This is a genomic window from Mesorhizobium sp. C432A (genome assembly GCF_030323145.1).
Taxonomy (GTDB): Bacteria; Pseudomonadota; Alphaproteobacteria; order Rhizobiales; family Rhizobiaceae; genus Mesorhizobium.
In genome coordinates, this window is the sequence record NZ_CP100470.1 from 4,580,715 (window position 1) to 4,607,281 (window position 26,567).

The window sequence follows — 26,567 nt, forward strand, 5'->3', positions numbered from 1 at the left end:
TTGAAACAGTATAAAAACCCTGAAAGCCTGAAGACCAATCGCCTTGGGAGGAATTGCCTGATGAAAACCCGCGCCGCTGTCGCTGTCGCCGCCGGAAAGCCGTTGGTAATCATGGAGGTCGACCTCGACGGACCGCGCGAAGGCGAGGTGCTGGTCGAGATCAAGGCGACCGGCATCTGCCACACCGACGAGTTCACCCTGTCGGGCGCCGATCCCGAAGGCCTGTTTCCGGCAATCCTCGGCCATGAAGGCGCTGGCGTTGTCGTCGATGTCGGCAAGGGCGTCACCTCGGTCAAGAAGGGCGACCACGTCATCCCGCTCTACACGCCGGAATGCCGGCAGTGCCCATCCTGCCTGTCGCGCAAGACCAATTTGTGCACCGCCATCCGCGCCACGCAGGGCCAAGGCTTGATGCCCGATGGCTCCTCGCGCTTCTCGATCGGCAAGGACAAGATCTTCCACTATATGGGCTGCTCGACCTTCTCCAATTTCACCGTTTTGCCCGAGATCGCCGTCGCCAAGGTCAACCCGGACGCGCCCTTCGACAAGATCTGCTACATTGGTTGCGGCGTCACCACCGGCATCGGCGCGGTCATCAACACCGCGAAGGTCGAGCAAGGCGCGACTGCTGTCGTCTTTGGTCTCGGTGGCATCGGCCTCAACGTCATCCAGGGCCTGAAGCTCGCCGGCGCTGACATGATCATCGGTGTCGACCTCAACAACGACAAGAAGGCATGGGGCGAGCGCTTCGGCATGACGCATTTCGTCAATCCGAAGGAGATCGACGGCGACATCGTTCCTCACCTCGTCAACTTGACCAAGCGCGGCGCCGACCAGATCGGCGGCGCCGACTACACATTCGACTGCACCGGCAACACCAAGGTGATGCGCCAGGCGCTGGAAGCCTCGCATCGCGGCTGGGGCAAGTCGGTCGTCATCGGCGTGGCCGGCGCCGGCCAGGAGATTTCGACCCGGCCGTTCCAGCTGGTCACCGGCCGCACCTGGATGGGCACCGCCTTCGGCGGCGCACGCGGCCGCACCGACGTGCCAAAAATCGTCGACTGGTACATGGACGGCAAGATACAGATCGACCCGATGATCACCCATTTGCTGAAGCTTGAGGACATCAACAAGGGCTTCGACCTCATGCATGAGGGCAAGTCGATCAGGAGCGTCGTCGTTTATTGAGGAGAAGAAGCCGCCGACCGAAGGGCCAGCGACTGAAGTTGCACGGGTTCAACAAGGGAGGAATAAAATGCCTGAGAAACTGCATCCCAAAATCGACAATGGCTTGCCAAAGGAGAGCGCAAGCTTTGCCGGCGGCACGCTTGTCTGCGCCTGCACCAGCAAGCCGGTGAAGGTGAAGGTCAAGGGCCAGATCGCGCACAACCATGCCTGCGGCTGCACCAAATGCTGGAAGCCTGACGGCGCGGTGTTCTCGGTCGTGGCGGTCGCCGGCACGGGCGACGTCACTGTCACCGAGAATGGCGACAAGCTGAAAGTGGTCGATCCCTCGGCACTCATCCAGCGTCACGCCTGCACCGGCTGCGGCGTCCACATGCACGGGCCGGTCGAGCGCGACCATCCGTTCAAGGGCCTGTCCTTCATCCATCCCGAACGCTTCGAGGAAGACGGCTGGTCGCCGCCAGGCTTCACCGCCTTCGTGTCGTCGATCATCGAATCCGGTGTTGCCCCCAAGCGCATGGACGGCATTCGCGGCCAGTTGAAGTCGATGGGCCTCGAGCCCTATGACTGTCTCAACCCCGGCCTGATGGATTACATTGCCACCTGGACGGCGAAGAAGTCGGGCGCGCGGCCGGCCTGACAGTACGAGATTTCTGCCATGGGGCCGGGTAACATGCCGGCCCCATGTTCGTTTGGAGAGACAATGCCGGCACCCGCCATCTACGTCGACGCCGACGCCTGCCCGGTGAAAGCCGAGGTCGAGAAGGTCGCCGAGCGCCATGGCGTGGTCGTCACCTACGTCTCCAATGGCGGGCTGCGTCCGTCGCGCGATCCTATGATCCGCAACGTCGTCGTCTCTAAAAGCGCCGATGCCGCTGACGATTGGATCGTCGAGAACGCAAAACCCAACGACATCGTGATCACCGCCGACATCCCGCTTGCCGCTCGCACCGTGGCGCTCGGCGCGCATGTGCTTGGGCCAACCGGCCGGCCGTTCACGCCGGAGACCATCGGCATGGCGGTTGCAATGCGCGATTTGAAGCAGCATCTGCGCGAAACCGGCGAGAGCAAGGGCTACAATGCCAGCTTTGCGCCACAGGATCGCTCGCGTTTCCTGGGTGAGCTCGACCGTATCTTGCGGCGGGCTCTGAAATCCGTCACACCCGACCAGACGTGAAGCATCATCCGAGGTCGGGCTATGGCCGACACATCGCCGAATAACCCCTTGCAGCGGCACAAGCAGTTCTTTGTGTCGCTAGCCGTCGGTCTGGTCGTATTTGCCGCGGTATTGCCTTTGATTGGATCGCTCCCCGTCTCCACGCGGCTTGCTTATTCGATCTCGATTGCCGCCGATGCGTTCTTCGTCGTCTTCATCGCGCTCGTCATCGCCAAGATGCCGCTGCTGTCCGGCCGCTATCTCAGCAAGAACGCGCGCGAACTGGACCTCCCAGTGCTGGGCATCTTTGCCATCACGCTCGGCATCGTCGCCATGGCCATCGTCCTGCTGTTCCTTTTGATCAATCACAAGGATCGCGACCCCATCGAACTCGGCTTCGCCATGCTGTCGATCCCGCTTGGCTGGTTCACCATCCATGCCATGGCCGCCCTCCACTATGCGCATGTCTACTGGATGGACGGCGACGCGATCGATGCCGAAACCAAGAAGAAGATACCGGTCGGCGGCCTCGATTTTCCCGGCAGCAAACGGCCGGATGGTTGGGACTTTCTCTATTTCGCGACGGTGATCGGCATGACCGCGCAGACCGCCGACACGGCGATCACGACCTCGCATATGCGCCGCGTGGTGCTTGTCCATTCGATCCTGTCGTTCTTCTTCAACACCGTCATCGTCGCCGCCGTCGTCAATCTCGCGGTCAGCCTCGGCAATTGAGTATCCGTGCCCGCGATAAACCCGTGCCCGTAATAAAAACGTGATCGCATGAAACATCGCTTTCGATAGCGACGTATTGGGAGGACAAGGACGAGCGCGGCCATCCCAGGATCGCGCAGCCGGAGGCGAGGAAAAGATGGAAACCATTACCATGAGTCAGCCCGGCGCAGGCGTCGATGCCGCCTCAACGAAGGATGCGACGCTGATCTACCGGCAATCGCGCTGGACCCGCCTGACGCACTGGCTGTGGGCGATCTCGCTGTTCTTCTTGCTTTTGTCCGGCCTGCAGATCTTCAATGCCCGGCCGCAGCTCTACATCGGCAAGCAATCCGGCTTCGAGTACAACAACACCGTCTTTGCCATCGGCGCCGAAAACACCGCCACCGGCCCGCGCGGCTATACCGAAATCTTCGGCCATCGCTTCGACACCACAGGCGTGCTCGGCTGGTCGGGCCCGGCCCGGCAGCAAACGTCGCGTGCCTTCCCGTCCTGGGCGACAATCCCGTCCTATTACGATCTCGGCACCGCCCGCGTCGTGCATTTCTTCTTCGCCTGGATACTGACAACCACCTTGGTCGTCTGGCTGGTCGCCAGCCTGGTCAACGGCCATCTGCGCCGCGATCTGGCGCCGCGCCTTGACGATCTCAAGCGGCTGCCGCAGGACATCATCGAGCACGCCAAGCTCAGGTTCCACCACACACGCGAATACAACACGCTGCAGAAAATGGCCTATGGCGGCGTACTGTTCGTGCTGTTGCCACTCATTATCATCACCGGCCTTGCCATGTCGCCGAGCATGAACTCGGTGCTGCCCTGGCTCAACGAACTGCTCGGCGGAAGGCAGACGGCGCGCACCATCCATTTCACGGTGATGGTGCTGCTGGTCGGCTTTTTCATCGTCCATATGCTGATGATCCTCGCCGCCGGCCCGATCAACGAACTGCGCTCGATCATCACCGGCTGGTACCGCACCGATCCGCCAAGGCATGGCGACACCGAGAGGAGTGCGTGAGATGGCCAAATTCCAGATCAGCCGCCGAAAGTTCCTGACGGGCGCCGGCCTCGGCGTTTCCGGCATCATGTTGTCGGGCTGCGATGCCTTCGACAGCCAGCTCGGCATGGGCGATGGCCTGCGCAGTTTCCTCGAAAACGCCAATGGCCTGACCTACCGCGCGCAACGCTGGCTTGCCGGCCGCGATGCTCTGGCGCCGGAATTCACCGAGGCCGACATCCGCCAGCCGCAGCGGCCGAACGGCGTCACCGCGCCCGACGATGACACCTACAAGGGCCTGCTCGCCAACAATTTCGCCGACTGGCGGCTGGAGGTAACGGGCCTGGTCGAAAAGCCGCTGTCGCTCAGCCGCGAGCAGTTGGAGAACATGCCGAGCCGCACGCAGATCACCCGCCACGACTGTGTCGAAGGCTGGAGCTGCATCGCCAAATGGACCGGCACCCCGCTGTCGCTGGTGCTCGACCAGGCTGTGGTCAAGCCGCAGGCCCGCTATGTCATGTTCCACTGCCTCGATACGATCGATCGCAGCCTCTCCGGGGAAATCAAATATTACGGCACCATCGACCTGATCGATGCCCGCCACCCGCAGACGATCCTGGCCTACGGCCTCAACGGCAAGCCGCTGCCGGTCGAAAACGGCGCGCCGCTGCGCGTGCGCGTCGAACGACAGCTCGGCTACAAGATGCCGAAGTATCTCTACAAGATCGAGCTCGTCGACAGTTTTGCCAATATTGGCGGCGGCCGCGGCGGCTATTGGGAAGACAATGGCTATGACTGGTATGGCGGGATTTGATGGCCTCGCATTCTGACCGAGCACGATCTGACTCCGACCGAACCGAGCTTGCCTGAGGAAGCCGGTTTCGAGCGCGTGGCCGAACTTGGCGATTGGCCTGAAGACACTCCAATATCGTCCTCTGCAAAACGGTCGCAGAAAACGGCGCGGCTTAAGCAACCTTGTCGAGCAGTGGCTTGAGCGCCGGATGTATCTCCGGCGAGGCGAGTTTGATCAGCGTCAGCAGCGCGCGTTCATTGTCACGCAGCGGGCGGTCGGTGCCGATGCGATCGGCCAGCCATTTCGCCTCGCTGGCGTCGATCGTCTCGGCGCGGCGCGCGAGTGCCTCGGCGGCACGGTTCTTCGACTCCCATTCGGCCTCGATATCGCCGGGCGAACGATAGGCTTCCATGATGCCGGCCAGTCCGCCCGACACCATGCGGCTGAAGAAGCCACCAATTTCGGGCTCGGCCTGGTCCAAGAAACTGTCACGACGCAGCGCCACATCGCGCGTCGGCGCTTCGTAGCCGGCCGAACACATGACGAAATTGGCGAGCGCCTTGACGAACAGGTCGTTCCAGGACGGGTCGTTGTGGGCCGCTGCGGTCTGCTCGTTGATCTGGAACAGCACCTCGGCCTCAACCCGTGTGATGGCGATGTTGCCGTCGCCGCCATAGGCATGGAGAATGCGGCGCAACAGATCGACCTCTGCCTTGGCGACCAGCCCGGGAACCAGCGCGCCGCCGAGCATCAGTGGTCCCTTGCCGTCGACCACCGCGTTGGCGACCTGCTCGAGCGCATAGGCGGAGAGCCGGCCGGGCGACGATTTCGCCCTTTCCAGCACATGCACCAGCAGCTCCAGCTCGGTGAGGCTGTCGACCATGCCGTCGCGCGAGATCGTTCTGATCAGCCAGTCGGCATTGTCCTCTGAGATATAGCCGGCCGGCTTTTCCTGATGGACGATGTAGTCGGCAACCGCCTCGACGAAGAATTCAGGCCATTCCTGGCACCTGTCCGTCGCTGTCGCATCGAGCGCAAACAGTGCTTCGGCCTCGCCGCGCGTCACCACGCCGTCGGCGAACACTTCGCGACGCAGCATGACGACATCTTCCGCCGTGATGCGGTCCTTCGAGGCCAGCCCCGCCACCGGCGCGCTCCCGATCCGTTCGCCCATCTGTCAATCCCCATCCGCCGTGCCCAACGCAATTGCCGGCCAAACAATCGGCCCAGAATATCGGCATTGTCTTGAAAAACCGGCAAACGGCGTGGTTAGCGAAGACTTGTCAGGAAGATGTCGCGGGCAGGTGACAAGGTGTCGCCGACAAGCTATGGATGGCGCGTCGAGGGCTCAAGTTTTGAGTCCTACCTGTTTGCGGGAGAGAGCAGCGCGAGCTGTCGCCGAAGGGGAAATCGCCCGAAATCTCTCAGGCAAAAGAACCGTAGACGGGAAAGACACTCTGGAAAGTCGGGGCTTGCCCCCGCGCCGAAGGTGTAAGCGTCGCCGACAGAGTTCCGGTTGCGCGAGTCTCTCAGGCTTCAGACAGAGGGGCACGGACTGGTCGCCAGCAGCGGCCGATTGCGTGCGACTCTGGAGATGACATGACGGGCGACGACACCAAACACCTACCCCTCGAAGATCTGCACACCGCCGCCGGCGCGCGCTTTGGCGCCTTCGCCGGCTGGTCGATGCCGCTGACCTATCCGGCCGGCGTGATGAAGGAGCACCTTCACACCCGCGAACATGCCGGCCTGTTCGACATTTCGCATATGAAGCTGTTCGCGGTCAGCGGGCCGGGCGCTGCGGCACTTCTGAACCGCGCCTGCCCGCTCGATGCCGGCGCGCTCGACATTTCGCAGTCCAAATATACTTTCTTCCTCAACGAGGCCGCCGGCATCATCGACGATCTGATCGTCACCCGACTCGGCGATACCAGGTTCATGGTTGTCGCCAATGCCGGCAATGCGGTCGAGGACGAGAAGCATCTGCGCGCGCTGGCGACCGATTTCGATGTGAAAGTCGATGCGCTCGATCGCGTCTTCCTGGCGATCCAGGGACCCGAAGCCTGGGCCGCTCTGTCCCGCGCCGGCATCGAGACCGGCTCACTCTTGTTCATGCATGGCATCGAGCCGAAGCAAAACTGGTTCATGAGCCGCTCCGGCTATACCGGCGAGGACGGCTTCGAGATTGGCCTGCCGGAGGCGGATGCGCGGGCTCTGGTCGCCAAACTGCTCGAGGACGAGCGTGTGTTGTGGATCGGCCTTGCCGCCCGCGACTCGCTGCGGTTGGAAGCCGGCCTCTGCCTGCACGGCCAGGACATCACGCCGGAGATCGATCCGGCCAGTGCCGGCCTGATGTGGGCGATCCCCAAAGATCTCCGCGCCAGCGGATCCTTCATCGGCGCTGACGCGTTGCGTTCGATCCTTGAGCGCGGACCGTCGCAAAAGCGCGTCGGCCTGAAGCCGGACGGCCGCCAGCCGGTGCGCGCCGGTGCCGCCCTGTTCGATGCCGACGGCGATCCGGCCGGCCACGTCACTTCAGGCGGCTTCGGCCCTTCGGCCGGCCATCCCGTCGCCATAGGCTACGCCACAACCGCCCTGGCCAAGCCGGGCACGAAACTCTTCGCCGACGTTCGCGGGACGAAAATCCCGATCGATATCAGTTCCTTGCCCTTCACTCCTCATCGCTACCGCAAAGGATAAATTCCGATGGCAAAAACCTATTTCACACAAGATCACGAATGGCTGAGCGTCGAGGGAGGCATCGCCACCGTCGGGATAACCGACTATGCGCAGGAACAGCTTGGCGATCTCGTCTTCGTCGAACTGCCTCAAATCGGCACCAAACTCAGTAAGGGCGACACCGCCGTGGTCGTCGAATCCGTCAAGGCGGCATCCGATGTTTATGCGCCGGTTGATGGCGAGATCACCGACGCCAACGGCGCGCTGTCCTCGGACCCGTCGCTGGTCAACTCCGCTGCGACCGGCGACGGCTGGCTGTGGAAGATGAAGCTCGCCGACGAAGGCCAACTCGCAGGCCTCATGAATGAGGCCGCCTACAAAGCCCATATCGGTTGACATCAGGACCTATTGCCATGAGCGCAGCACTTACCCCCTTCTCGGCCCGCCACATCGGTCCTGATGTAAACGACGTCAGAGCCATGCTTGCCGTGATCGGCGTTCCCTCCGTCGAGACGCTGATCAGCCAGGCCGTGCCGCAGTCGATCCGCCTCGATCTGCCGCTAGCCCTTCCCGCGCCGGCGAGCGAAGCCGAAGCGCTGGCCGAATTGTCGGCGATCATGGCAAAAAACAGGGTGCTGAAGAGCTTCATCGGCGCCGGCTATCACGGCGTCCATGTGCCGCCGGTCATCCAGCGCAACCTGTTCGAGAACCCGGCCTGGTACACCGCCTATACGCCCTACCAGGCCGAGATCAGCCAGGGCCGCCTGGAAATGCTGTTCAACTTCCAGACCTTGGTCACCGAATTGACCGGCCTGCCGGTGGCTTCGGCCTCCCTGCTCGACGAAGCGACGGCGGTGGCCGAAGCGGTCGGCATCGCGCTGCGCCATCACCGCGACAAGCGCACCAAGGTGGCGCTGGCCGGCACGCCGCATCCGCAGACGCTGGACGTCGTGCGCACCCGGGCCGAGCCGCTCGGCATCGAGATCGATGGCGAGACCATCGACGACAACACCGCCGCCCTGCTGGTCTCCTGGCCGGACACGTTTGGCGTCTATGGCGACCACAAGGCGGCGATCGAGAAGGCTCGCGCCACCGGCGCCGTGGTCGTCTTCATCGCCGATCCGCTTGCGCTCACGCTGACCGAAGCGCCGGCCAGGCTTGGCGCCGACATCGCCGTCGGCCCGATGCAGCGCTTTGGCGTGCCGATGGGCTTTGGCGGCCCGCACGCCGCCTATTGCGCCGTCTCCGACAAGCTGACCCGGCTGATGCCCGGCCGCCTCGTCGGCCAGTCGATCGACAGCAAGGGCCGTCCCGGCTATCGCCTCGCCCTGCAGACGCGCGAACAGCATATCCGCCGCGACAAGGCGACCTCCAACATCTGCACCGCGCAGGCGCTGCTTGCCAACATGGCGACCGCATACGCGATCTGGCACGGGCCTACTGGTTTGCAGGCGATCGCAGCCCGAATTCATGAGCTCGCCAACGGCCTCGCAGCAGGCCTGAAAACCGCTGGTGTTTCCGTGCTCGGCTCAAGCCGTTTCGACACGGTGACGGCCGAAGTGAAGGGCAAGGCAGCTTCGATCGCCGCTGCCGCTGAAAAAGGTGGCCGGCTGCTGCGCGTCATCGATGCCGACCGCATCAGCATCGCCTTCGACGAAACCTCGACCGAGGCGGATCTCGAGGCTATCGCCGCCCTGTTCGGCGCCAAGTCCGGCGCTACTGAGGCCGGCGCGATGCCCGGCAAGCCGCGCGGCAAGGAGTTTCTGACCCAGCCGGTTTTCCGCGAAAACCACTCCGAGACCGACATGATGCGCCTGCTGCGCAGGCTAGCCGACAAGGATTTGGCGCTCGACCGCACCATGATCCCGTTGGGCTCCTGCACCATGAAGCTCAACGCGGCGGCCGAAATGATGCCGGTCAGCTGGCCTGTTGTCGCCAACCTCCATCCCTTCGCGCCGGCCAGCCATTCGGCCGGCTATCGCGCCATGGTCGGCGAGCTGGAAGGCTGGCTGGCGGAGATCACCGGCTTCGACGCCGTCAGCCTGCAGCCCAATGCCGGCAGCCAAGGCGAATATGCCGGCCTGCTCGCCATCCGCGCCTATCACCGTTCGCGTGGCGAAGGCCATCGCACCATCTGCCTGATCCCCCAGTCCGCGCATGGCACCAATCCGGCGAGTGCGGCGATGGCCGGCATGAGCGTCGTCGTCGTGCGTTGCCTGGAGGACGGCAATATCGACATGGACGATATGCGGGCCAAGGCCAACGAGCATTCGAAGAATCTCGCAGCCCTGATGTTCACCTATCCCTCGACGCACGGCGTCTACGAGGAAGGCGCGCGCCACCTGTGCGCTCTCATTCACGAGCATGGCGGCCAGGTCTATTTCGACGGCGCCAACCTTAACGCCCTGGTTGCTTTGGCGCGGCCCGCCGATATCGGCGCCGATGTCTGCCACATGAACCTGCACAAGACCTTCTGCATCCCGCATGGCGGCGGCGGTCCGGGCGTCGGTCCGATCGGCGTCAGGGCGCATCTGAAACCCTATCTGCCGGGTCATGTCACCGAAGGTTCGGCGCATGCCGTGTCCGCTGCCCCGTTCGGCAGCGCTTCCATCCTGCCGATCACCTGGATGTACATCCGCATGATGGGCGCCGCCGGCCTGAAGCAGGCGACGGAGACGGCGATCATCTCGGCCAATTATGTGGCGACGCGGCTCGCGCCGCACTTCCCGCTTCTCTACAAGGGCAGGCACGATCGCATCGCGCATGAATGCATCCTCGACACGCGCGTCCTCAAGGAGAGCGCCGGCATCAGCGTCGATGATATCGCCAAGCGGCTGATCGACTACGGCTTTCACGCGCCGACCATGTCGTTCCCTGTCGCCGGCACGCTGATGGTCGAGCCCACAGAGTCCGAGCCCAAGCGCGAACTCGACCGGTTCTGCGAGGCGATGATTGCCATCGCCGGCGAGGCAGCGAAAGTGGCGAAGGGCGAATGGCCGCTCGAGGACAACCCGCTGGTCAATGCCCCGCACACGGCGGCCGAAACCCTTGCCGGCCAGTGGACTCACCCCTATTCGCGGCTGGAAGCGGCCTACCCCGCTGGCGATGTCGATACGGCGGCCAAATACTGGCCGCCGGTCTCGCGCATCGACAATGTCGCCGGCGACCGCAACCTCGTCTGCTCCTGCCCGCCGTTGTCGGAATATCTCGGCGCCGCCGAATAACACTCTGGCCTGTCAGGCTGAACGCAAGGCCGGTCCGTCGGCCTTGCCGTTGAGGACAAGCACGCGATTTCGCCCGTCGTTCTTGGCCGCGTAGAGCGCCCGGTCGGCCTCGGCCAGCACTTCATCCAGGCTGCTGCCGTCTTCCTTGCCAAAGCCAATGCCGCCGCTGACGCTGCTGCGCAACGGCCCGCGCGGCGTCGGCACCACTTCCGTGCCGAAGGCGACGCCGATCCTGCTGGCGAGATCGTAGGCCTTGTCTTCGGTCATCCGAGACATGACCACGCGAACTCCTCGCCGCCCAGCCGGAAGGCGTCGACGCCAACCCTGTCATACTTCTTGATGACTGCGGCGAAACGGCAAAGCACCCGGTCGCCGACGGGATGGCCATAGATGTCGTTGGTCCGCTTGAAGTGGTCGAGGTCGAACATGGCGACCGACATGAACGGGCCGAAGACGCGCTCGCCATAAAGCGAGTTCAAAGCCCGCCGGTTCATGAGACCGGTCAACGGGTCGGTCAAGGTCTCGGCCTTCAGTTCGATCTGTGCCTGCAGATGATGCAGCGACAGCGTCAGCGCGCCGAGCGCCGTCATGCAGGCGACTGCCACGACCGAATTCAACCGCTCGGCCCAATTGTCGGGTGCGACGCCGAGCACCCACTGGCCCTTGACCAGAAGCACGGCGCCGCAGAGCCCGAAGGATACGCCGCAGACGCCGCTTAGCGCCGAAACGACCAGCAGAATGCCGCGATCCTGACTGCCCTTGATCCAGAACATCACCCCGATCGAGGCGAGCAGCACTGTTACCGTCGTATAGGTGAGGATGAAGCCGACACCATCGAAACCGAGATAGGTCACGCCGGCGCAGACAGCCATCGCAAGCATGGCCGGCAGGACAGCGCGGCTGTAATTTCGCACACCAAGATATTGCATGGCCGAAAGTGAAAGCGCCAGGAAACCGAGGCTGAGCAGCGCCAGCGCCGCCTGGCAAAGCAAGGGACTGGGCTCCCTCGTGTAGCGCCAGAAGACGATGACGTGGGCGACAAGGACGAGAATGCCGCACGCCACCGTCAGCACGAAGCGTGCACGCGGCGCCGTGAACCAGATCACAAACATGGTGACGCTCAGGCATGTGCCCGACAGCGCGGCCGCCAGCAATAGCGAACTGAAATCCAGCATGGATGAGCGGCAACCTTTGGGATCTTCGATTTGTGGCGCATCATAGGCATGCAACCGGCCGGAGATACCGTTTTCGGCCGGTTTTCAAAGCAACCTGCCGACAGGGTTTACAAAGCGTCGACTGCCGTCCCGCGAAGCTCGGCACGCGAGTGTCCCTAGTCTCAGCCCTTGTTGAGCAGCGCCAGATTGGCGTTGATCACGCTCGGGTCGGCCATGCCGGCCCTTGCTTCCATGAGCAGCGCTCTCGCCTTGTTCTTGTTGCCGCGCAGCAGCTGCGAATAGCCCATATTGTTGACAATCTGCGGCTTGCGCCCGGCAACCTTCAAAAGCTGGTCGTAGGCGCGGTCGGCGAAGTCGAAGCGGCCGAGTTCGTCATAGGAGGCGGCAAGCCCCATCCATCCCTCGGCACTGTCGGCCTTCAGTTCCACGGCCTTGCGGAAATGCTGTTCGGCAAGGCCGTAATTGGCCTCGCGGAACTGCGCCTTGCCTTGCGCAAGGTCGGAGGTGCTGACGTCTTTTGCCACCGGTTGGATCGATGTGGTCTTGGTTTTGTCGACGTTGTCGGTCGTGCAGCCGCCGACCATCAAGACGGCCGCTAGCGCGGCCATTACCGTGAAACTTCTGTGACGCATGCCCCTGGCCCCAATCGCCCGATTTACCGGGTCGTTCTCTGAGGAAGCAGACTACAACAGGGCGATTAAACTTCAGTGCTGAAACGCCCCTAAAATTTGGTTTCGGGCACACCAGCCATTAACCAGCCGAGGGCTAGTCCGGCTCCATCGACTTGAGCCCCGCCGGAAACTGATACCGGCTGCCGTCATAGCGCAGCCGGTAGGTTCGTTTCATGGACCTTCCGGGATGGGACTGGCACTCGCCATTCTTGTCGACAGACGGATTGTCGGTGTCCAACCGCTCGAACACTGTGATGTCGTGATAGCCGTGATGTCTCGCCGGGCTCATCGCCAGGCTGACCCGGCTGGATTGAAAGGATCCTGCGCAATTGGTGTCGCCTTCGCCGCCAAAGCCGGCCACGATGATGCCGTCGAGCACCAGGCGCAGATCACCGCCGTCAAGGGCATAGAGCCGCAGGTCGGTTTCGCTGAAGGGATTGGGCCGCGAATGGCTCGCCATTTGGATGCGCAGGCCAAAGCCGGTGACACCGGGCGCCAGGCCATAGCGGCCGGTATCGAATTCGACCTTGTTGATGGCGATGGCATCATCGGTCATCAGCCCGGGCTGGAGCAGGCGCTGGCGCACCTGCCGGGTCTTCCTGTCGACGACCAGAAGGTCGACATCGCCGACATGCCCGTCGTCGCTGGATTGGCTGCTGTCGATGAGCGGCACCGCGACCAGCAACAGATCGTCATGGGCAGGCCATATCTTGCAGACGAGGCCAAACGGCGTATCCGGGAGCGTCACGGCGATGCTGGTATGGGGTTCGAGCGTGAACGAGGCGCCGTCTGCGCTCTTTTGGGCCCTGGGATAGGCCTGTTGCACCAGGGCGGCAGCATCGCCGCAATCGTCGGCCGCGGCCGAGGCCGGCGACAGACTGGTGGCGGCCAGGCCGAGGAAAGCGGTGCACAAGACTATTCGCATGGACGGCTCACTCATTTTGCTTTGCGGATTTTGCCGAAGGAGAGCGACCGAACCGGCCGGGTTTCGACATCCAGATGAAGCGTAGTTGGAGTGAGTAACCGCAAGAAGCCGCCGGGCAATCCCCTAGGTATCTACTGAACCGCCGTCATTTTGACGATGATCGGGATGACGGCGATCATCAGCACCACCGGCAGGATGCACACCACCACCGGCACCGACATCTTGGCCGGCAAGGCATGTGCCTTCTCCTCGGCCAGCGACATGCGCTTGTGGCGCATTTCGTCGGAGAACACGCGCAGCGCCCCGGCAAGGCTGGTGCCGAGTTCCTTCGACTGCTGCAAAAGCGTGGCGAAGGAGCGCACCTCGTCCAAGCTGAGGCGGTCGGCAAGCGCCTTCAAGGCATCGTCGAGGCTGCGGCCGGCCCTGAGTTCCAGCGACACCAGCTGCAGGTTTTGGCTCAGCGACGGATAGGTCTTGGCCAGTTCCTTCGAGACCCGCTCGATGCCTGCCTCCATGCTCATGCCCGCATCGGAGCAGACGATCATCAAATCCATGAAGTCGGGAAAGCCGTTGCGGTATTCGCGCATCTTTTCCCGCACCTTCTGGCTGAGCACCAGGCCGGGCACGAAATAGCCGGCGGCTCCCGACAGGATGATGAAGGTCCAGCGGCTGGTCGCGGTGGAATCGGCGCTGCCCATCCAATGGTTGACCAGGAACGCGCCGATCGTTGCGCCCACCAGGCAGGCGAAGCGGATCAGGAAGAATGTGCCGATCGCGCGCGGCTCCATATAGCCCGCCTGGATCAGCTTCATACGCAACCGGGCGACATTTTCCGGATCGCTCTTGGCGTAGAATTCCTGCGCCCGCTTCACCGCCTTCTCGCGCACGACGCTCTGGTTCTTCTTCGGCGCCGCCTCGGCCTGTTGGGGAGTCTTGCTGTCGTCGATCTTGAGCCGGCGCTTGAGATCGTTGCGGTCGCCTTTGGCTACCACGAGCGGCCATGCCACCGCGCTGCCACCCAACACCAGCAGCAGCGCGGCTACCGGCATCAGCGACGTCGGCGCCAGCGATGCAAGAAACTGGATCATCTGCTCCATCTCAGAACCGGAAGTTCGACATCTTGAACATGATGATGTTGCCCAGCATCAGCCATGTCACGGAACCGCCCAGCAGATACCACGTCTTCGGTACATCCCAGACGCTCTGATAGAATTGCGGCATCATCACCATAATGGTGGCGAACAGCAGTGCCGGCACCGCCGTCAGGATATAGGCCGACATACGACCCTCAGTCGAAATGGCGCGCACCTTGCGGCGCAGCTTGCCGCGTTCGCGGATCGTCGTCGACAGCCCGTCGAGGATCTCGCGCAGATTGCCGCCCGAACTCGTCTGGATGGAAACCGCGGTGACGAACAGCGGCAGATCCTCCTGGCCGACGCGGTCGAACAGTGAATTCAGCGCAGAAACCAGGTCGGAACCATAAGTCACCTCGTCGGAGATAACGCCGAATTCGGTGCCGATCGGATCGGACATCTCGCGCGACACCATCGAGATCGCCACCGGAACCGGATGCCCGGCCTTCAAGCCGCGCGTGATCAATTCCAGCGCCTCCGGCAACTGCACGCCGAAACGCTTCACCCGCCGGGCACGCTTGGAACGCAGCACAATCACCGGCAGCAGCGCTGTCAGCACCACAAACAGCAAAATGGCGAGCAACAGCGGCAGGCCGTACCAGAGCGCGACGAGCATCATGGCCAGCGCCACGCCCGTCGTCATCGTCAGGAATTTCGGCAACGGCATCACCATGCCAGACTGCGTGCGCAGCGCGCGAAAACGGTCGGGCGAGAAGAATGACGTGCCGGAATCGAGGCCGCGTTCCTTGCGCAGCTGAATCAGCACCTGTTCCTGGCTGATCTTGTTTTCCTGCAGCCTCATGCGCCGGTTGATGGCCAGGCGCTTGTCGCTGCGGCCGGCATAGAGCAGATAGCAGCCTTCGGCGATCATGATGCCGGTCAGCGCTGCCGCGGCATAAACGACATAGATCGGGCTGAAATTCTCGAACACCCGGCTACTCCTGCGGCCGGCCGGGTTCGAAATATTTGCCGGGGAATTCAATGCCCATATTGCGCAGGTCCTCGAGGAAACGCGGGCGAATGCCGGTCGCCTCGTAGTGACCGAGGATCTTGCCGTCGGCCTCCATGCCAGTGCGCACGAAGCGGAATATCTCCTGCATCTGGATGACGTCCCCTTCCATGCCGGTCACCTCGGCGACGCTGGTCACCTTGCGCTTGCCGTCCGACAGTCGCGTCAGCTGGACGATAAGGTCGAGCGCGCTGGCGATCTGACTGCGGATCGACTGCACCGTCATCGGCATGCCGGTCATGCCCAGCATCTGCTCGAGGCGTGAAATGGCGTCGCGCGGCGTGTTGGCGTGGATGGTCGCCATCGAGCCTTCATGTCCGGTGTTCATCGCCTGCAGCATGTCGAAGGCCTCCTCGCCGCGGCACTCGCCGAGGATGACGCGGTCAGGGCGCATGCGCAGCGCGTTCTTGACCAGGTCGCGCTGCTTCAGCTCGCCATGACCTTCGATGTTGGCGGGGCGCGTTTCCATGCGCGCGACATGCGGCTGCTGCAGCTGCAGTTCGGCCGCGTCCTCGATGGTGATCAACCGTTCGTCTTCCGGAATGAAGGCTGACAATGCGTTGAGCATCGTCGTCTTGCCGGTGCCGGTGCCGCCCGAGATGATGGTCGTCTTGCGGGCGTGGACTGCCGCCGCCAGCACCTCGGCCATATTCTGGGTGATGGCGCCGAACTCGACCAGCTTGTGCAGGCCGAGCTTGTTCTTTGAAAACTTGCGGATCGACACCAGCGGCCCGTCGACGGCGACCGGGCGAATGGCGGCGTTGAAGCGCGAGCCGTCGAGCATGCGGGCATCGACCATCGGTTGCGATTCGTCGACCCGGCGGCCGACGGCGGCGACGATCTTGTTGACGATGCGCAACAGATGCGCCTCGTCCTTGAACGGGATATGGACCTGCTGCAGCTTGCCCCGTTTTTCGACGAAGCAGTTCTGGTGGCCGTTGATCAGGATGTCGTTGATGTCGGGGTCCTTGAGCAGCGGTTCCAGCGGGCCGAGGCCGACCATCTCATCGACGATGTCATCGACCAGCGCTTCAAGTTCGACGGTGTTGATCGCCATACGCTCCTGGCGGGTCTTTTCCGACACGAACTCCTGCACCTGCCGGCGCATCTCATCCTTGGGCAGGCGCTCCAGCGCGACCAGGTTGATTTCCTCGAGCAGCAGCCGGTGGATGCGCACGCGGGCATCGAGCACCTTGTTGGCGCTTTTTCCCGGTGTTGTCTCCGGCTTCGGCGGCAAGGCCTTGCGGTTCGTCGGGATGACCACGGCGTGATGCGCGACCGGCGCCGCCTCGGCCGGCTTCAGCGCGCGGACGTCACGGTTCTGCAGGGTCGAGAAGCGGCTGGTCATCCGGCTTTCCTCTTCAGGAGGCCCCTGCCGATGCCGAACAGCGAGCGCGATTTCTCCGGCGTCACCACGGCTTCTTCCGGCAGGATGATCCTCTTCAGATCGTTGACGACATTGGCGTTCGGGTCGATCTCATGCAGCGGCACGCCGCGGTCGACCGCTTCACGCACAAGCCGGTAATTGTTGGAGATGCCGCCGACGAAATGCTCGCCCAGGATTTCCTGGACATCCGCCTGCTTGATGCCGTTGTCGAACATCTTCTGCTCGAAACGATTGACGATGACGTTCGGCTTCACTTCCTTGCCGGCCGTCTCGTAGACCGCCTGGATCAGCCGCTGCGTGTGGCGCAGGCATGGCACCGTCATTTCGGCGACGATGTAGAGCTTGTTGGAGCCGAGCAGCACCGTCTCCGTCCACGGAAACCAGGTGCGCGGCATGTCGATGACGACGTTGTCGAAATAGGCCGAGACGAGATCGAGCATGCGCACCACGACATCGGTCTTGAACGAGCGCATTTCCGACGGATGCGTTGGCGCCGCCAGCACGCAGAGCCCGCTCGCATGCTTGGACAGCATCACATCCAGCAGCTGACGGTCGAGGCGCTCGGGCTGGTTCTCGATTTCGGTGATGTCGAAGCGCGGCTCGAGGTCGAGATATTCGGCGCAGGCGCCTTGCTGGAAATTGAGGTCGACCACGCAGGTCGACGCGCCGCGCGTCACCGAATGATGCAGCTGGAAGGCGGTCTGCAGCGCCAGCGTCGTGGTGCCGACGCCGCCGGCGGCCGGCATGAAGGTATAGATCTGCGACTCGGTGTTTTCCTCGCGCCCCGGCCCTTGCAGCGCGCGCACGACCGACCGCACCAGATCGGCGGTGGTGATCGGCTTGACCAGGAAATCGGCGACCTGGAGCTGCACCAGGATACGCACTGCGGCTGCGTTGAATTCCTGGGTGACGACGACCACCGGAACGCGGCCTTCAAGCCGGCGCATGATGCGCTGCAGCGACTCGATCTCTTCCAGCTTTGCCGCATCCATGTCGACGATGAGCGCGCCGAAATCGGCTTCCTGGACCTCGCCGCGCAGTTCGGTAATGTTCTTCTCGACGGTCGAAAGCTGGATCACCTCCGAGGCCGCGAACGCGGTGCGCGTATCCTGCGCAAAGGTCCGGTCGCTGGACACCAGCAGGATCTTCTTGGTCTTGATGCCGCTTGCCATTTTGTCAGCCTGTCAGGTCATTCCCGGTCAAATCACCGGGCAAATCAATCGGTTGTCGCTGTCGGTTGCACGGCCTTGGCAGCAGCAGCCTGGTCGGCGGCGTTGACTGCCGCCTCACTGCGCTGCGCCGGCACCAGCAGCCTGGTGTTCTGGACGCCGTATTTCCAGGGATCGACCATCTGCATGGCCGTATTGGCGGCCTGTGCGTTGCCGGCGGCAATCGTCGGTCCCTCGGAGCGGACATAGTCGTCGCTGGTGCAGCCGCCGGCGAGGCCGGCGATCAGCAGGGCGATGCATGATTCCACGCGCATGGCTTCAATCCTTCGGCAGGTCGAGGAAATGCCCGACGGTGGTGACCGCGGCCGGCTGTGCCGTACTGCCGCTGGCCATTGCCACTGCACGATTGGCTTCGGACGATTTCACTTCCTCGGTGTTGTTGAGGAAATAGTCGACATTGCTGGCTGGCTGCGTGCCGTCGGTCGGCTCGAGCAGCTTCTTCGACGGATCGACCGGCTTGACCAGATAGGGGGTGACGATGATCACCAGATCGGTCTCGCGCCGCTGATAGGATTTGGAGGAGAACAGCGAGCCGAGCACCGGCAGCTTGCCGAGGCCGGGAAGACGCGATGTGGTAATGTCGTTCTGTGACTGCAGCAGGCCGGCGATCATGAAGCTCTGGCCATTCTTCAGGTCGACGGATGTTTTGGCGCGGCGCACGATAAAGCCCGGGACCGAGATATTGCCGATATTGTAGGAGGCCGAAGCGTCGATCGAGGACACTTCCGGCGCGATGTCGAGGCTCACCAGCCCGTCCTTGAGAACCGTCGGCGTGAAGTCGAGGCTGACGCCGTATTTCTTGTAGCTGACGGAAATCTTGCCATTGTCCTCGGAGACCGGGATCGGGAACTCGCCGCCGGCGAGGAAGCTTGCCGTCTGGCCCGAGCGGGCGATCAGGTTCGGCTCGGCCAGCCGCCTGGCGAGACCACGTTCCTCCAGCGCCTTGATGGCGACGTCGATCGACAGGCCGTTGGACAGCAGCCGGCCGATGATCTCGCCATTGCCGGCTCCCGGCACCGTGCCAGGATCGAGGGTGACGTCGCGCCCGCCAATGCCGTAAGCGAAATTGGCGCTGTATTTGGCGCCGAGATCCTGTCCGGCCTGGCGATTGATCTCGACGAAGCGGACGTTGAGCTGAACCTGCTGCGAGGACGAGATGTTGACCGAATTGATCACTTCCTCATTGCCGGAGAAGCGGCTGGCGATCTTGCTTGCCTTCTCGGCGGCGACCGCGTCATCGGCCTCGCCCGACAGCACGACGCGGCCATTGGCCGAGCCGACCTTGATCTTGGCGTCCGGCACGCTGGCGCGAATGGTGCTGGCCAGCTGGTCGGTGTCCAGCGTCACCTCGATGTCTACGGTGCCGACCAGCTGCTTGTTCTCGTCGAACAGCGCGATGCCGGTGGTGCCGAGATTGTTGCCCAGCACATAGAAGGATTTGTCGGTCAGCGGATTGACGTTGGCGATCTCCGGATCGCCGATGACGATCTGGTAGAAGGCGGCATTGGTCATGACCGTCTTCGGCTTGCCCTTGGCCACCTTGATCGACGCATTCGTTGTCGACGAGACATGGACTATATCGTTGTCGGCCTTGGCTGGCGCGCTGAGGCCGAGCATTGCGGCCGCGGCCAGGCAAGCCCCCACCGCAAGCGCCCGCATTGGGCGCAGCCCTTTCGTAGTTCGAAATGCATGAAGTCCCGACATCTGTCCCGTCCCTCGCCCGGTCCCCACCGGCAGTTATTGCTGGTCCCGCGCAGGAACCTGGTATTCTTCGACCTGCGTGCCGCGCGTCACGATGATCGTCTTGAATTTCGGCTTCTCAGGCTCCTTGGTCGCGGCAGTGAACAGCGCGCCGGCAGCGGCCTGGACGCCGGAGGCGACCGATCCGCCGAAGGACGAGATGGTGGTGACGCCGTCCTTGGCGGCCCCTCCGTCTGCGGCCGAGCGGAGCGACAGCGACAAGGTGCCGACGGTGCGGGCAAGCGCCACTTTCTGCGCGCCTTCGGTCGTCACCTCGATGGTGACGGAATTGGCGATCTGCGGTGTGGTCTGGCGCTCGTCGGCGCCCTGCCCCACGGTCAGCACCTTGGCGTCGGAGACGACGATCTCGGAGGTAACGGTCGATCCGGCAGCGCCCTGCGCGTTCTTGGCCACTTCCTGGATTTCGCCCGCATCGCGTGTCAGCACCACGTCGACCCGGTCGCCCGGCATGACGAAGCCGCCGACACCGGCGATCTCGTCGGTGCGGATTGTCACCGCCCGCATGCCGGGCGTCATCATGTTTGATAGCGTCGCGCGGCCGTTCGGCCCCGACAATTTGCTGATCAGCACCGGCTCGTTGACCTCGATCGGCGACAATACCACGCGGCTGCCTTCGGCGAGCAATGCATTGACTGTGGTGAACGCGCCCTGCGGCACCGAATCCTCGGACCATGGGATTTCGCTGAGCTGCGCCCGGTCAAGCTCCATGCCGTAACGCAGCGGCGCGTTGGCCACCACTATGGTCTTGAAGACGACCTTGGGGACGGCGGGCGCCGGGATCGACGCCGTTTTCTCTTCGGCATCGGCCTTGGCCTGGCTTTTCACCCAGAAATCCGCGGCAAAGATTGAAATCGCGCCGAAGACGGCAGCGATGCCAATCATCGTTATGGCCTTGCCCCTCACAACCAACCCCTGACATTCGTGGTCTTTTGTTTTGTTGGAGCGACGCTAGGCCGCTTTGTTAAAGATTCAGGAATCGCGGCCGCTCCGCACGGACCTATTTCCGCCGGCTTGGTTATCGAAAGGTTTTAGGATAAGAAGGGTTTAATCCCCGAACGTAACAGGAACTTCCGTCGCTTGGCGCCGAAAAGCGTGGCAGTATCGACGGGTGATTCGCGGCACGGATTCTATGGTAGGCATGGACGACAACAACGATCTTTTCGGCAATCTGGAAAAGCAGCCCCAACCGGCTCGGACACCTTCGCGCCCGGCCGACCCGCTGGTGCAGGCCACGAAGCGTCCTGCCGCGACCAAGGACGGCAGCGAGGGCTATAGCGCCGCCGACATCGAGGTGCTGGAGGGGCTGGAGCCGGTGCGGCGCCGTCCCGGCATGTATATTGGCGGCACCGACGACAAGGCGATGCACCATCTGTTTGCCGAGGTCATCGATAATTCGATGGACGAGGCGGTCGCCGGCCATGCCACCTTCATCGATGTCGAGCTGTCGGCCGACGGATTTCTGACCGTCACCGACAATGGCCGCGGCATTCCGGTCGATCCGCATCCGAAATTCAAGAAACCGGCGCTCGAAGTCATCATGACGACGCTGCATTCGGGCGGCAAGTTCGATAGCAAGGTCTATGAGACCTCCGGCGGTCTGCACGGTGTCGGCGTCTCGGTCGTCAATGCGCTGTCGGACCATCTCGAAGTCGAGGTCGCGCGCGGTCGCCAGCTTTACCGCCAAAGGTTCTCGCGCGGCGTTCCGGTGAGCGGGCTGGAGCAGCTCGGCGAAGTGCACAACCGGCGCGGCACCAAAATCCGCTTCCATCCCGACGAGCAGATTTTCGGCAAGGGCGCCGCCTTCGAGCCGGCGCGGCTCTATCGCATGACCCGCTCGAAAGCCTATCTGTTCGGCGGCGTCGAGATCCGCTGGAGCTGCGACCCATCGCTGATCAAGGAAAAGGACCAGACGCCGGCCAAGGCGGAGTTCCATTTCCCCGGCGGCTTGAAGGACTATCTCAAGGCATCGCTCGGCGATGATTTCCAGGTGACCCGCGAAATCTTCGCCGGCAAGAGCGAGAAGCAGGGCGGCCACGGTTCGCTGGAATGGGCGGTGACCTGGTTCGGCGGTGACGGCTTCGTCAACTCCTACTGCAACACCATCCCGACCGGCGAAGGCGGCACGCATGAGGCCGGCTTTCGCAATGTGCTGACGCGCGGGCTTCGGGCCTATGCCGACCTGGTCGGCAACAAGCGCGCCTCGATCGTCACCTCCGAAGACGTGATGATCTCGGCGGCAGGCATGCTGTCGGTGTTTATTCGCGAGCCGGAATTCGTCGGCCAGACCAAGGACAGGCTGGCAACGATCGAAGCCATTCGCATTGTCGAGACCGCCATCCGCGATCCCTTCGACCACTGGCTGGCCGACAATCCGCAGGAAGCCTCCAAGCTGCTGGAATGGGTGATTGCGCGCGCCGACGAGCGGGTGCGCCGGCGCCAGGAAAAGGAGGTGTCGCGCAAGAGCGCGGTGCGCAAGCTGCGCCTTCCCGGCAAGCTCGCCGACTGCACGCAGAACGCCGCCGCGGGCGCCGAACTGTTCATCGTCGAAGGCGACTCGGCCGGCGGCTCGGCCAAGCAGGCGCGCGACCGCGCCAGCCAGGCGGTGCTGCCGCTGCGCGGAAAAATCCTCAACGTCGCCAGCGCCGGCAACGACAAGCTCGCCGCCAACCAGCAGATTTCGGACCTGATTCAGGCGCTCGGCTGCGGCACGCGCTCGAAATACCGCGACGAGGATTTGCGCTACGACCGCGTGATCATCATGACCGACGCCGACGTCGACGGCGCTCACATAGCCTCGCTGCTGATCACCTTCTTCTACCAGGAAATGCCGAACCTGGTGAATGGCGGCCATCTCTATCTGGCGGTGCCGCCGCTCTATTCGATCCGGCAAGGCGGCAAGGTTGCCTATGCCAGGGACGATGCGCACAAGGACGAGCTGTTGCGCACCGAATTCACCGGCCGCGCCAAGGTCGAGATCGGCCGCTTCAAGGGCCTGGGCGAGATGATGGCCGCGCAGCTCAAGGAAACCACCATGGACCCGAGGAAGCGCACGCTGCTCAGGGTCGATGTCATCGACGCCGTGGCGGCGACCAAGGATGCTGTCGACGCGCTGATGGGCACCAAGCCGGAAGCCCGCTTCCGCTTCATCCAGGAACGCGCCGAATTCGCCGCGACGGAAGTGCTGGATATCTGAGCGCCGGCCAACTCTTCGTTTTGACGCAGTTCCGGGCGGAAAACCGTTTCACACTTTTCCTGGAACTGCTCTAGCCTGCGCTTCCGATACGGAGACCAGCTTGTGATCCGGGCGCGGCTGAAGAGCTACTTCGAAACTAGTTTGGCGGGCCTGACGCAGCCGACGCGCTCGGATTGGATTTTCGCCCTGCGCACGGTTTCGGCCGGTCTGATCGCGCTTCTCGCTGCTTACGCGCTAAAACTCGACCACCCGCAATGGGCGATGATGACGGTCTTCATCGTCGCCCAGCCGGTCGCCGGCATGGTGCTGGCGAAAGGTTTTTACCGGCTGCTCGGCACGCTGGCCGGTGGACTTGCGGCGATCGGCATCACCTCGGTTTTCGGCACCAATCCCTGGCTGCTGGTCACGGCGCTATCCGTCTGGATTGGGCTGTGCACGCTGGTTTCGTCGCTGCTGCGCAATCCGGAAGCCTATGGCGCCGCACTTGCCGGCTATACCGCGATGATCATTGGGCTGCCGGCTTTCGGCCAGCCGCACGTGGTCGTCGATCTCGCTGTCGCGCGCTGCGCCGAGATCGTGCTCGGCATCGTCTGCGCCGGCCTGACCAGCCGGCTGATCCTGCCCAAGCTGGCCGCTGACGCCATCATCTCCAGGCTGAAGCGCAGCATCCTCGACCTTGCAACCTATGCAGGCGGCGCTTTTTCCGGTGGCGACCCGGCGACGCTGGCCGGCCTGCACCGCAAGCTGATCACCGACGCCCAGATGCTGGCCGAGATGCGCGCCTATGCCCGGCTCGAAGCACCGAGCTTCGCCACCCGCGCCCATCCGGTCCGGCTAACCATCGGTCAGCTTCTCTCGGCGCTGTCGGCGGCGCGCGCGCTGCATTCGCATGCCGCGCCGAAAAACGCAGCGCTCATTCCGGTACGCTCCGAACTGCAGTCGATGGTCAGCGAGCTGGCAGCGACGCCCGAGGCGCTGGACGACACGTCGCCCTGGGTGACGCGGCTCGACGCGATTGCCGGCAAGGCCCGGCAAATGCCCGACGCCTCGACCGATCAGGGCGACGACAGGGTCGGCACCATAACCCGCCTCACCATCGCCGCCGATTTCGCCGAAGCCTTCAAGCAGGTGCTGCGCGGCCTCGACGCCCTGCGCGCACCGGTGACGGGCCCCAGCCGGAGCAACAGGCAGCTGCCTGCGCTGGTGGTGCACCGCGATTATCCCGGGGCTTCGCGCAATGCCATACGCGCCGGCCTTGCCACGTTGGCGGTCGCCGCCTTCTGGCTGACGACGAAATGGTCCGACGCGGCCGGCACCGTCATCCTCGTTGCCGTCGTCTCCAGTCTTTTCGCCGCGCGGCCTGACCCGGTGCGGGTGTCCTGGGGCTTCTTCAAGGGAACGCTGCTGGCTTTGCCCTTTGCCTTCCTTGTCGGCCAGGTCGCGCTGCCTGCTTTGCCCGGCTTCGGCTGGTTCACGCTGTTTGTCGTGCCGATCCTGGTACCGACGGCGCTGGGCATGGCCAATCCGCGCACCGTCGGCGTGGCGACGGCGTTTGCAATCAATTTCCTCGCCTTCCTCAGCCCGCATCAGGCGATGACCTATGCCCCAGGCCCGTTCTTCGCCGGCTCGGCGTCGGTGCTGGTCGGCATCCTGCTGGCCATCGGCGTCTTCATCGTGGTGCTGCCGGTCGATCCATGGCGCGCGGCCAACCGCATCGTGCGCGCCATGCGCGAGGATCTGGCGCGGCTGTGTCTGCACGAGCGGGTACCGCGGCGTTCGGCCTTCGAGAGCCTGGCCTATGACCGCATCAACCAGCTGATGCCGCTCTTGCAGAATGCCGGCAGGAAAGGCGATGCGATCCTGGGCGGCGGGGTCGCCGCCGTTACCGTCGGCCTCGAAATCCTGCGCCTGCGCGCCGCGCAGCAGAGGCCGTCCACTCCTACCGACACCGCGCTCTCGATCGCCAATTTCCTGCGCGGCCTCGCGCGTGAACTGCTCTTTCGCGCACCAGGCGAGCCCCAGACGGCGACCATCACTGTGGCCCGGCAATATGCAGCCGGCCTCTCAGAGCGCAGCGGTAGTGCCGACACGCTGCAGATCGCAGCCTCGCTGCGCATCATCGCCGCCGCGATCGAGGATTTCCCGGATTTCTTCACCAGGGACCGTGGCTAGGGCGTCAGGCCGCGGCTATCGCCAGCGCATGCCCGCGCGCGTTTTCCCGCAGCGCGTCGAGATGGATCGACTTGACCAGGCCGGCGAGATCGCCCTCGGTGGCATGACCGCCGAGCTCCTTCAGCATCAGCCAGCTGACCTCCTGCACGCCGGCGAGGCGCTTGCCGTTGGCGACTTCGCGCCAGATTTTGAGCGCGCGCAGGATGATGCCATGGGTGGAAGCGGCAAGGCCGGCGCCGCGGAACAGCGCCTGCAACGCAACGTCCTGGCCGCCTGCGAGCAAGGCCCGCACCCGCTGCTCCGACTGCTGGCTGAGCGCAACCAGGGCCGAGCCGAAAAAGTCGACCTTGCCGTGGGCAATGGCACGGATGATGAAACTTGCGGTCAGGTCGCCGCGCAGGCGCAGATGTTCGATAAGTGCCGCATGTTCCTCCGCGCGCGTGCCTTCGACCAGCCGCACCGAAGCCTTGACGCAAGCATCGCGCGTGACGCGCTCGGCTCTGGCCGCCCCCATCAGCGCCATCACCAGCGGCGAAGCCTTCAGCGTTTCGCCGAGCTTGACCAGTAGCATGTGCCGGCAGTCGGCCGGCAGCCGCACATCCGTGACCATTGCCTCGCGCAAATGAGCGATATGGCCATGCCGCTCGGCGATGCGGCGGAAGGAGAGCGAGGCTATGTCGGCGCCGTCATTGGCGAGCAGCGCCGCACACGCTTCCGGTTCGCCGATCTCGGCGATCGCCGCGGCAACCGCCATCGAAACGACCGGCCGGTCGGCGATCAGTTTTTGCGTCGCCTTGTGCCCGGCCGCGACGCGGTCGATCAGGTCGGCGTCCGTCAGCAGCGGGGAGCGCGCCAGCACCAGGGCTGCCACTTCCGGCTGATCGGAGGCAAGCGCGCTGATGATCTGCAGCGGCGCGTGATGGCTCATCGACAGCGCTTCGGCCATAGCCAGCCGCACCTTCGACGAGGCGTCGTCGAGCAGCAGCGTCAGCGCCGCTTCGGCCGCGCAACGGTCTTCGAAAGGCAGGTCGGAATTGACGTAGGCGCGGGCCAGCGCGCTTGCCGCCGCGGCGCGCTCCGAAACTCTCGCGGTGTAGATCCATTTGAGAAAATGCGAGACAACCATACTGCCTGCTACGCCCCTTGCCG

General features: G+C 63.6%; 22 protein-coding genes, 1 pseudogene and 1 riboswitch. Of the genes and pseudogenes, 11 read left to right on the forward strand and 12 right to left on the reverse strand.

Translation table 11 applies throughout. The features are described from left to right. The first annotated feature begins 60 nt into the window (after positions 1–60). The 6 genes from NLY33_RS22370 to NLY33_RS22395 all read left to right on the forward strand — a co-directional run bounded on the left by NLY33_RS22370 (position 61) and on the right by NLY33_RS22395 (position 4,881). Positions 61–1,188: an S-(hydroxymethyl)glutathione dehydrogenase/class III alcohol dehydrogenase gene (locus tag NLY33_RS22370; RefSeq protein WP_023704539.1), complete on the forward strand. Its 1,128-nt coding sequence runs from the start codon at positions 61–63 to the stop codon at positions 1,186–1,188. Positions 1,189–1,255: 67 nt separating this feature from the next. Further along, the gene (gene gfa / locus NLY33_RS22375) at positions 1,256–1,825 is read left to right on the forward strand and encodes an S-(hydroxymethyl)glutathione synthase (RefSeq protein WP_023708465.1); all 570 of its coding nucleotides are present in this window, start codon (positions 1,256–1,258) and stop codon (positions 1,823–1,825) included. 63 nt (positions 1,826–1,888) lie between these two features. Then, positions 1,889–2,362, forward strand: coding sequence for a YaiI/YqxD family protein (locus tag NLY33_RS22380; RefSeq protein WP_023695438.1), 474 nt, complete (start codon positions 1,889–1,891; stop codon positions 2,360–2,362). Between the two features lie 21 nt (positions 2,363–2,383). Further along, positions 2,384–3,076 (forward strand): DUF1345 domain-containing protein, encoded by a 693-nt coding sequence (locus tag NLY33_RS22385; protein ID WP_023704537.1) that lies wholly within the window; start codon positions 2,384–2,386, stop codon positions 3,074–3,076. 136 nt (positions 3,077–3,212) lie between these two features. Next, positions 3,213–4,088, forward strand: a complete 876-nt coding sequence (locus NLY33_RS22390; RefSeq protein ID WP_023704536.1) for a cytochrome b/b6 domain-containing protein — start codon at positions 3,213–3,215, stop codon at positions 4,086–4,088. 1 nt (position 4,089) lies between these two features. Further along, a complete protein-coding gene (locus NLY33_RS22395; protein WP_023681588.1) occupies positions 4,090–4,881 on the forward strand; it encodes a molybdopterin-binding protein in 792 nt (263 codons plus the stop codon). Between the two features lie 151 nt (positions 4,882–5,032). Here NLY33_RS22395 and NLY33_RS22400 read toward each other — a convergent pair whose 3' ends face one another. Continuing rightward, on the reverse strand, positions 5,033–6,034 hold the full coding sequence (locus tag NLY33_RS22400) for a hypothetical protein (protein ID WP_023704535.1): 1,002 nt from the start codon (positions 6,032–6,034) through the stop codon (positions 5,033–5,035). A gap of 189 nt (positions 6,035–6,223) precedes the next feature. Continuing rightward, positions 6,224–6,310, forward strand: a riboswitch (glycine riboswitch). 149 nt (positions 6,311–6,459) lie between these two features. Here NLY33_RS22400 and gcvT point away from each other — a divergent pair. Genes gcvT through gcvP form a run of 3 tightly spaced genes read left to right on the forward strand, consistent with a single transcriptional unit; the run spans position 6,460 to position 10,763 of the window. Then, positions 6,460–7,560, forward strand: coding sequence for a glycine cleavage system aminomethyltransferase GcvT (gene gcvT / locus NLY33_RS22405; protein WP_023704534.1), 1,101 nt, complete (start codon positions 6,460–6,462; stop codon positions 7,558–7,560). A gap of 6 nt (positions 7,561–7,566) precedes the next feature. Further along, complete coding sequence (gene gcvH, locus NLY33_RS22410; protein ID WP_023681591.1) at positions 7,567–7,935, forward strand: glycine cleavage system protein GcvH; 369 nt, start codon at positions 7,567–7,569, stop codon at positions 7,933–7,935. 17 nt (positions 7,936–7,952) lie between these two features. Further along, positions 7,953–10,763 (forward strand): aminomethyl-transferring glycine dehydrogenase, encoded by a 2,811-nt coding sequence (gcvP, locus tag NLY33_RS22415; RefSeq protein WP_023708464.1) that lies wholly within the window; start codon positions 7,953–7,955, stop codon positions 10,761–10,763. A gap of 12 nt (positions 10,764–10,775) precedes the next feature. Here the strand turns inward: gcvP and NLY33_RS29545 are convergent. The 10 genes and pseudogenes from NLY33_RS29545 to cpaB all read right to left on the reverse strand — a co-directional run bounded on the left by NLY33_RS29545 (position 10,776) and on the right by cpaB (position 20,935). Next, positions 10,776–11,938: pseudogene (locus tag NLY33_RS29545) on the reverse strand (GGDEF domain-containing protein). A 161-nt stretch (positions 11,939–12,099) separates the two neighbouring features. After that, the gene (locus NLY33_RS22425; RefSeq protein ID WP_245261158.1) at positions 12,100–12,546 is read right to left on the reverse strand and encodes a hypothetical protein; all 447 of its coding nucleotides are present in this window, start codon (positions 12,544–12,546) and stop codon (positions 12,100–12,102) included. Positions 12,547–12,703: 157 nt separating this feature from the next. Further along, complete coding sequence (locus tag NLY33_RS22430; protein ID WP_031193122.1) at positions 12,704–13,534, reverse strand: PA3715 family protein; 831 nt, start codon at positions 13,532–13,534, stop codon at positions 12,704–12,706. A gap of 131 nt (positions 13,535–13,665) precedes the next feature. Continuing rightward, on the reverse strand, positions 13,666–14,631 hold the full coding sequence (locus NLY33_RS22435; RefSeq protein ID WP_023681595.1) for a type II secretion system F family protein: 966 nt from the start codon (positions 14,629–14,631) through the stop codon (positions 13,666–13,668). A 1-nt stretch (position 14,632) separates the two neighbouring features. Continuing rightward, positions 14,633–15,598 carry a type II secretion system F family protein gene (locus NLY33_RS22440; RefSeq protein ID WP_023704530.1) on the reverse strand — a complete coding sequence of 322 codons (966 nt, stop codon included), beginning with the start codon at positions 15,596–15,598 and terminating at the stop codon, positions 14,633–14,635. Positions 15,599–15,602: 4 nt separating this feature from the next. Then, positions 15,603–17,024 (reverse strand): TadA family conjugal transfer-associated ATPase, encoded by a 1,422-nt coding sequence (locus NLY33_RS22445; RefSeq protein ID WP_023667600.1) that lies wholly within the window; start codon positions 17,022–17,024, stop codon positions 15,603–15,605. Beyond that, a complete protein-coding gene (locus NLY33_RS22450) occupies positions 17,021–18,235 on the reverse strand; it encodes a CpaE/TadZ family protein (RefSeq protein ID WP_023667601.1) in 1,215 nt (404 codons plus the stop codon). Before NLY33_RS22450 ends, NLY33_RS22445 begins: the two co-directional genes overlap by 4 nt. A 44-nt stretch (positions 18,236–18,279) precedes the next feature. Continuing rightward, positions 18,280–18,546 carry a hypothetical protein gene (locus NLY33_RS22455; RefSeq protein ID WP_023667602.1) on the reverse strand — a complete coding sequence of 89 codons (267 nt, stop codon included), beginning with the start codon at positions 18,544–18,546 and terminating at the stop codon, positions 18,280–18,282. A 4-nt stretch (positions 18,547–18,550) separates the two neighbouring features. Further along, entirely contained in the window at positions 18,551–19,951 is a 1,401-nt protein-coding gene (locus NLY33_RS22460; RefSeq protein ID WP_031197419.1) for a type II and III secretion system protein family protein, read from the reverse strand. A gap of 78 nt (positions 19,952–20,029) precedes the next feature. Then, the gene (gene cpaB, locus NLY33_RS22465; protein WP_023688289.1) at positions 20,030–20,935 is read right to left on the reverse strand and encodes a Flp pilus assembly protein CpaB; all 906 of its coding nucleotides are present in this window, start codon (positions 20,933–20,935) and stop codon (positions 20,030–20,032) included. Between the two features lie 256 nt (positions 20,936–21,191). On the opposite strand from cpaB, the gene parE reads away from it, so the two are divergent. Next, positions 21,192–23,246: a DNA topoisomerase IV subunit B gene (gene parE / locus NLY33_RS22470; protein WP_023691142.1), complete on the forward strand. Its 2,055-nt coding sequence runs from the start codon at positions 21,192–21,194 to the stop codon at positions 23,244–23,246. 102 nt (positions 23,247–23,348) lie between these two features. Beyond that, the gene (locus tag NLY33_RS22475; protein WP_023708461.1) at positions 23,349–25,418 is read left to right on the forward strand and encodes an FUSC family protein; all 2,070 of its coding nucleotides are present in this window, start codon (positions 23,349–23,351) and stop codon (positions 25,416–25,418) included. A gap of 4 nt (positions 25,419–25,422) precedes the next feature. On the opposite strand, the gene NLY33_RS22480 is transcribed toward NLY33_RS22475, so the two are convergent. Beyond that, positions 25,423–26,544, reverse strand: a complete 1,122-nt coding sequence (locus NLY33_RS22480; protein ID WP_023704529.1) for a DUF2336 domain-containing protein — start codon at positions 26,542–26,544, stop codon at positions 25,423–25,425. Positions 26,545–26,567: the final 23 nt, after the last annotated feature.

Excerpts from the sequence above, each read along its gene's own strand:
- gcvH (WP_023681591.1), top strand. The coding sequence starts at position 7,567 with ATGGCAAAAACCTATTTCACACAAGATCACGAATGGCTGAGCGTCGAG.
- NLY33_RS22450 (WP_023667601.1), bottom strand. The coding sequence starts at position 18,235 with ATGGCAAGCGGCATCAAGACCAAGAAGATCCTGCTGGTGTCCAGCGAC.
- NLY33_RS22460 (WP_031197419.1), bottom strand. The coding sequence starts at position 19,951 with ATGCGGGCGCTTGCGGTGGGGGCTTGCCTGGCCGCGGCCGCAATGCTC.
- NLY33_RS22430 (WP_031193122.1), bottom strand. The coding sequence starts at position 13,534 with ATGCGAATAGTCTTGTGCACCGCTTTCCTCGGCCTGGCCGCCACCAGT.
- NLY33_RS22385 (WP_023704537.1), top strand. The coding sequence starts at position 2,384 with ATGGCCGACACATCGCCGAATAACCCCTTGCAGCGGCACAAGCAGTTC.
- NLY33_RS22435 (WP_023681595.1), bottom strand. The coding sequence starts at position 14,631 with ATGGAGCAGATGATCCAGTTTCTTGCATCGCTGGCGCCGACGTCGCTG.
- parE (WP_023691142.1), top strand. The coding sequence starts at position 21,192 with ATGGACGACAACAACGATCTTTTCGGCAATCTGGAAAAGCAGCCCCAA.
- NLY33_RS22380 (WP_023695438.1), top strand. The coding sequence starts at position 1,889 with ATGCCGGCACCCGCCATCTACGTCGACGCCGACGCCTGCCCGGTGAAA.
- gcvT (WP_023704534.1), top strand. The coding sequence starts at position 6,460 with ATGACGGGCGACGACACCAAACACCTACCCCTCGAAGATCTGCACACC.
- NLY33_RS22395 (WP_023681588.1), top strand. The coding sequence starts at position 4,090 with ATGGCCAAATTCCAGATCAGCCGCCGAAAGTTCCTGACGGGCGCCGGC.
- NLY33_RS22370 (WP_023704539.1), top strand. The coding sequence starts at position 61 with ATGAAAACCCGCGCCGCTGTCGCTGTCGCCGCCGGAAAGCCGTTGGTA.
- NLY33_RS22455 (WP_023667602.1), bottom strand. The coding sequence starts at position 18,546 with ATGCGCGTGGAATCATGCATCGCCCTGCTGATCGCCGGCCTCGCCGGC.
- cpaB (WP_023688289.1), bottom strand. The coding sequence starts at position 20,935 with ATGATTGGCATCGCTGCCGTCTTCGGCGCGATTTCAATCTTTGCCGCG.
- NLY33_RS22480 (WP_023704529.1), bottom strand. The coding sequence starts at position 26,544 with ATGGTTGTCTCGCATTTTCTCAAATGGATCTACACCGCGAGAGTTTCG.
- gcvP (WP_023708464.1), top strand. The coding sequence starts at position 7,953 with ATGAGCGCAGCACTTACCCCCTTCTCGGCCCGCCACATCGGTCCTGAT.
- gfa (WP_023708465.1), top strand. The coding sequence starts at position 1,256 with ATGCCTGAGAAACTGCATCCCAAAATCGACAATGGCTTGCCAAAGGAG.
- NLY33_RS22425 (WP_245261158.1), bottom strand. The coding sequence starts at position 12,546 with ATGGCCGCGCTAGCGGCCGTCTTGATGGTCGGCGGCTGCACGACCGAC.
- NLY33_RS22390 (WP_023704536.1), top strand. The coding sequence starts at position 3,213 with ATGGAAACCATTACCATGAGTCAGCCCGGCGCAGGCGTCGATGCCGCC.
- NLY33_RS22400 (WP_023704535.1), bottom strand. The coding sequence starts at position 6,034 with ATGGGCGAACGGATCGGGAGCGCGCCGGTGGCGGGGCTGGCCTCGAAG.
- NLY33_RS22445 (WP_023667600.1), bottom strand. The coding sequence starts at position 17,024 with ATGACCAGCCGCTTCTCGACCCTGCAGAACCGTGACGTCCGCGCGCTG.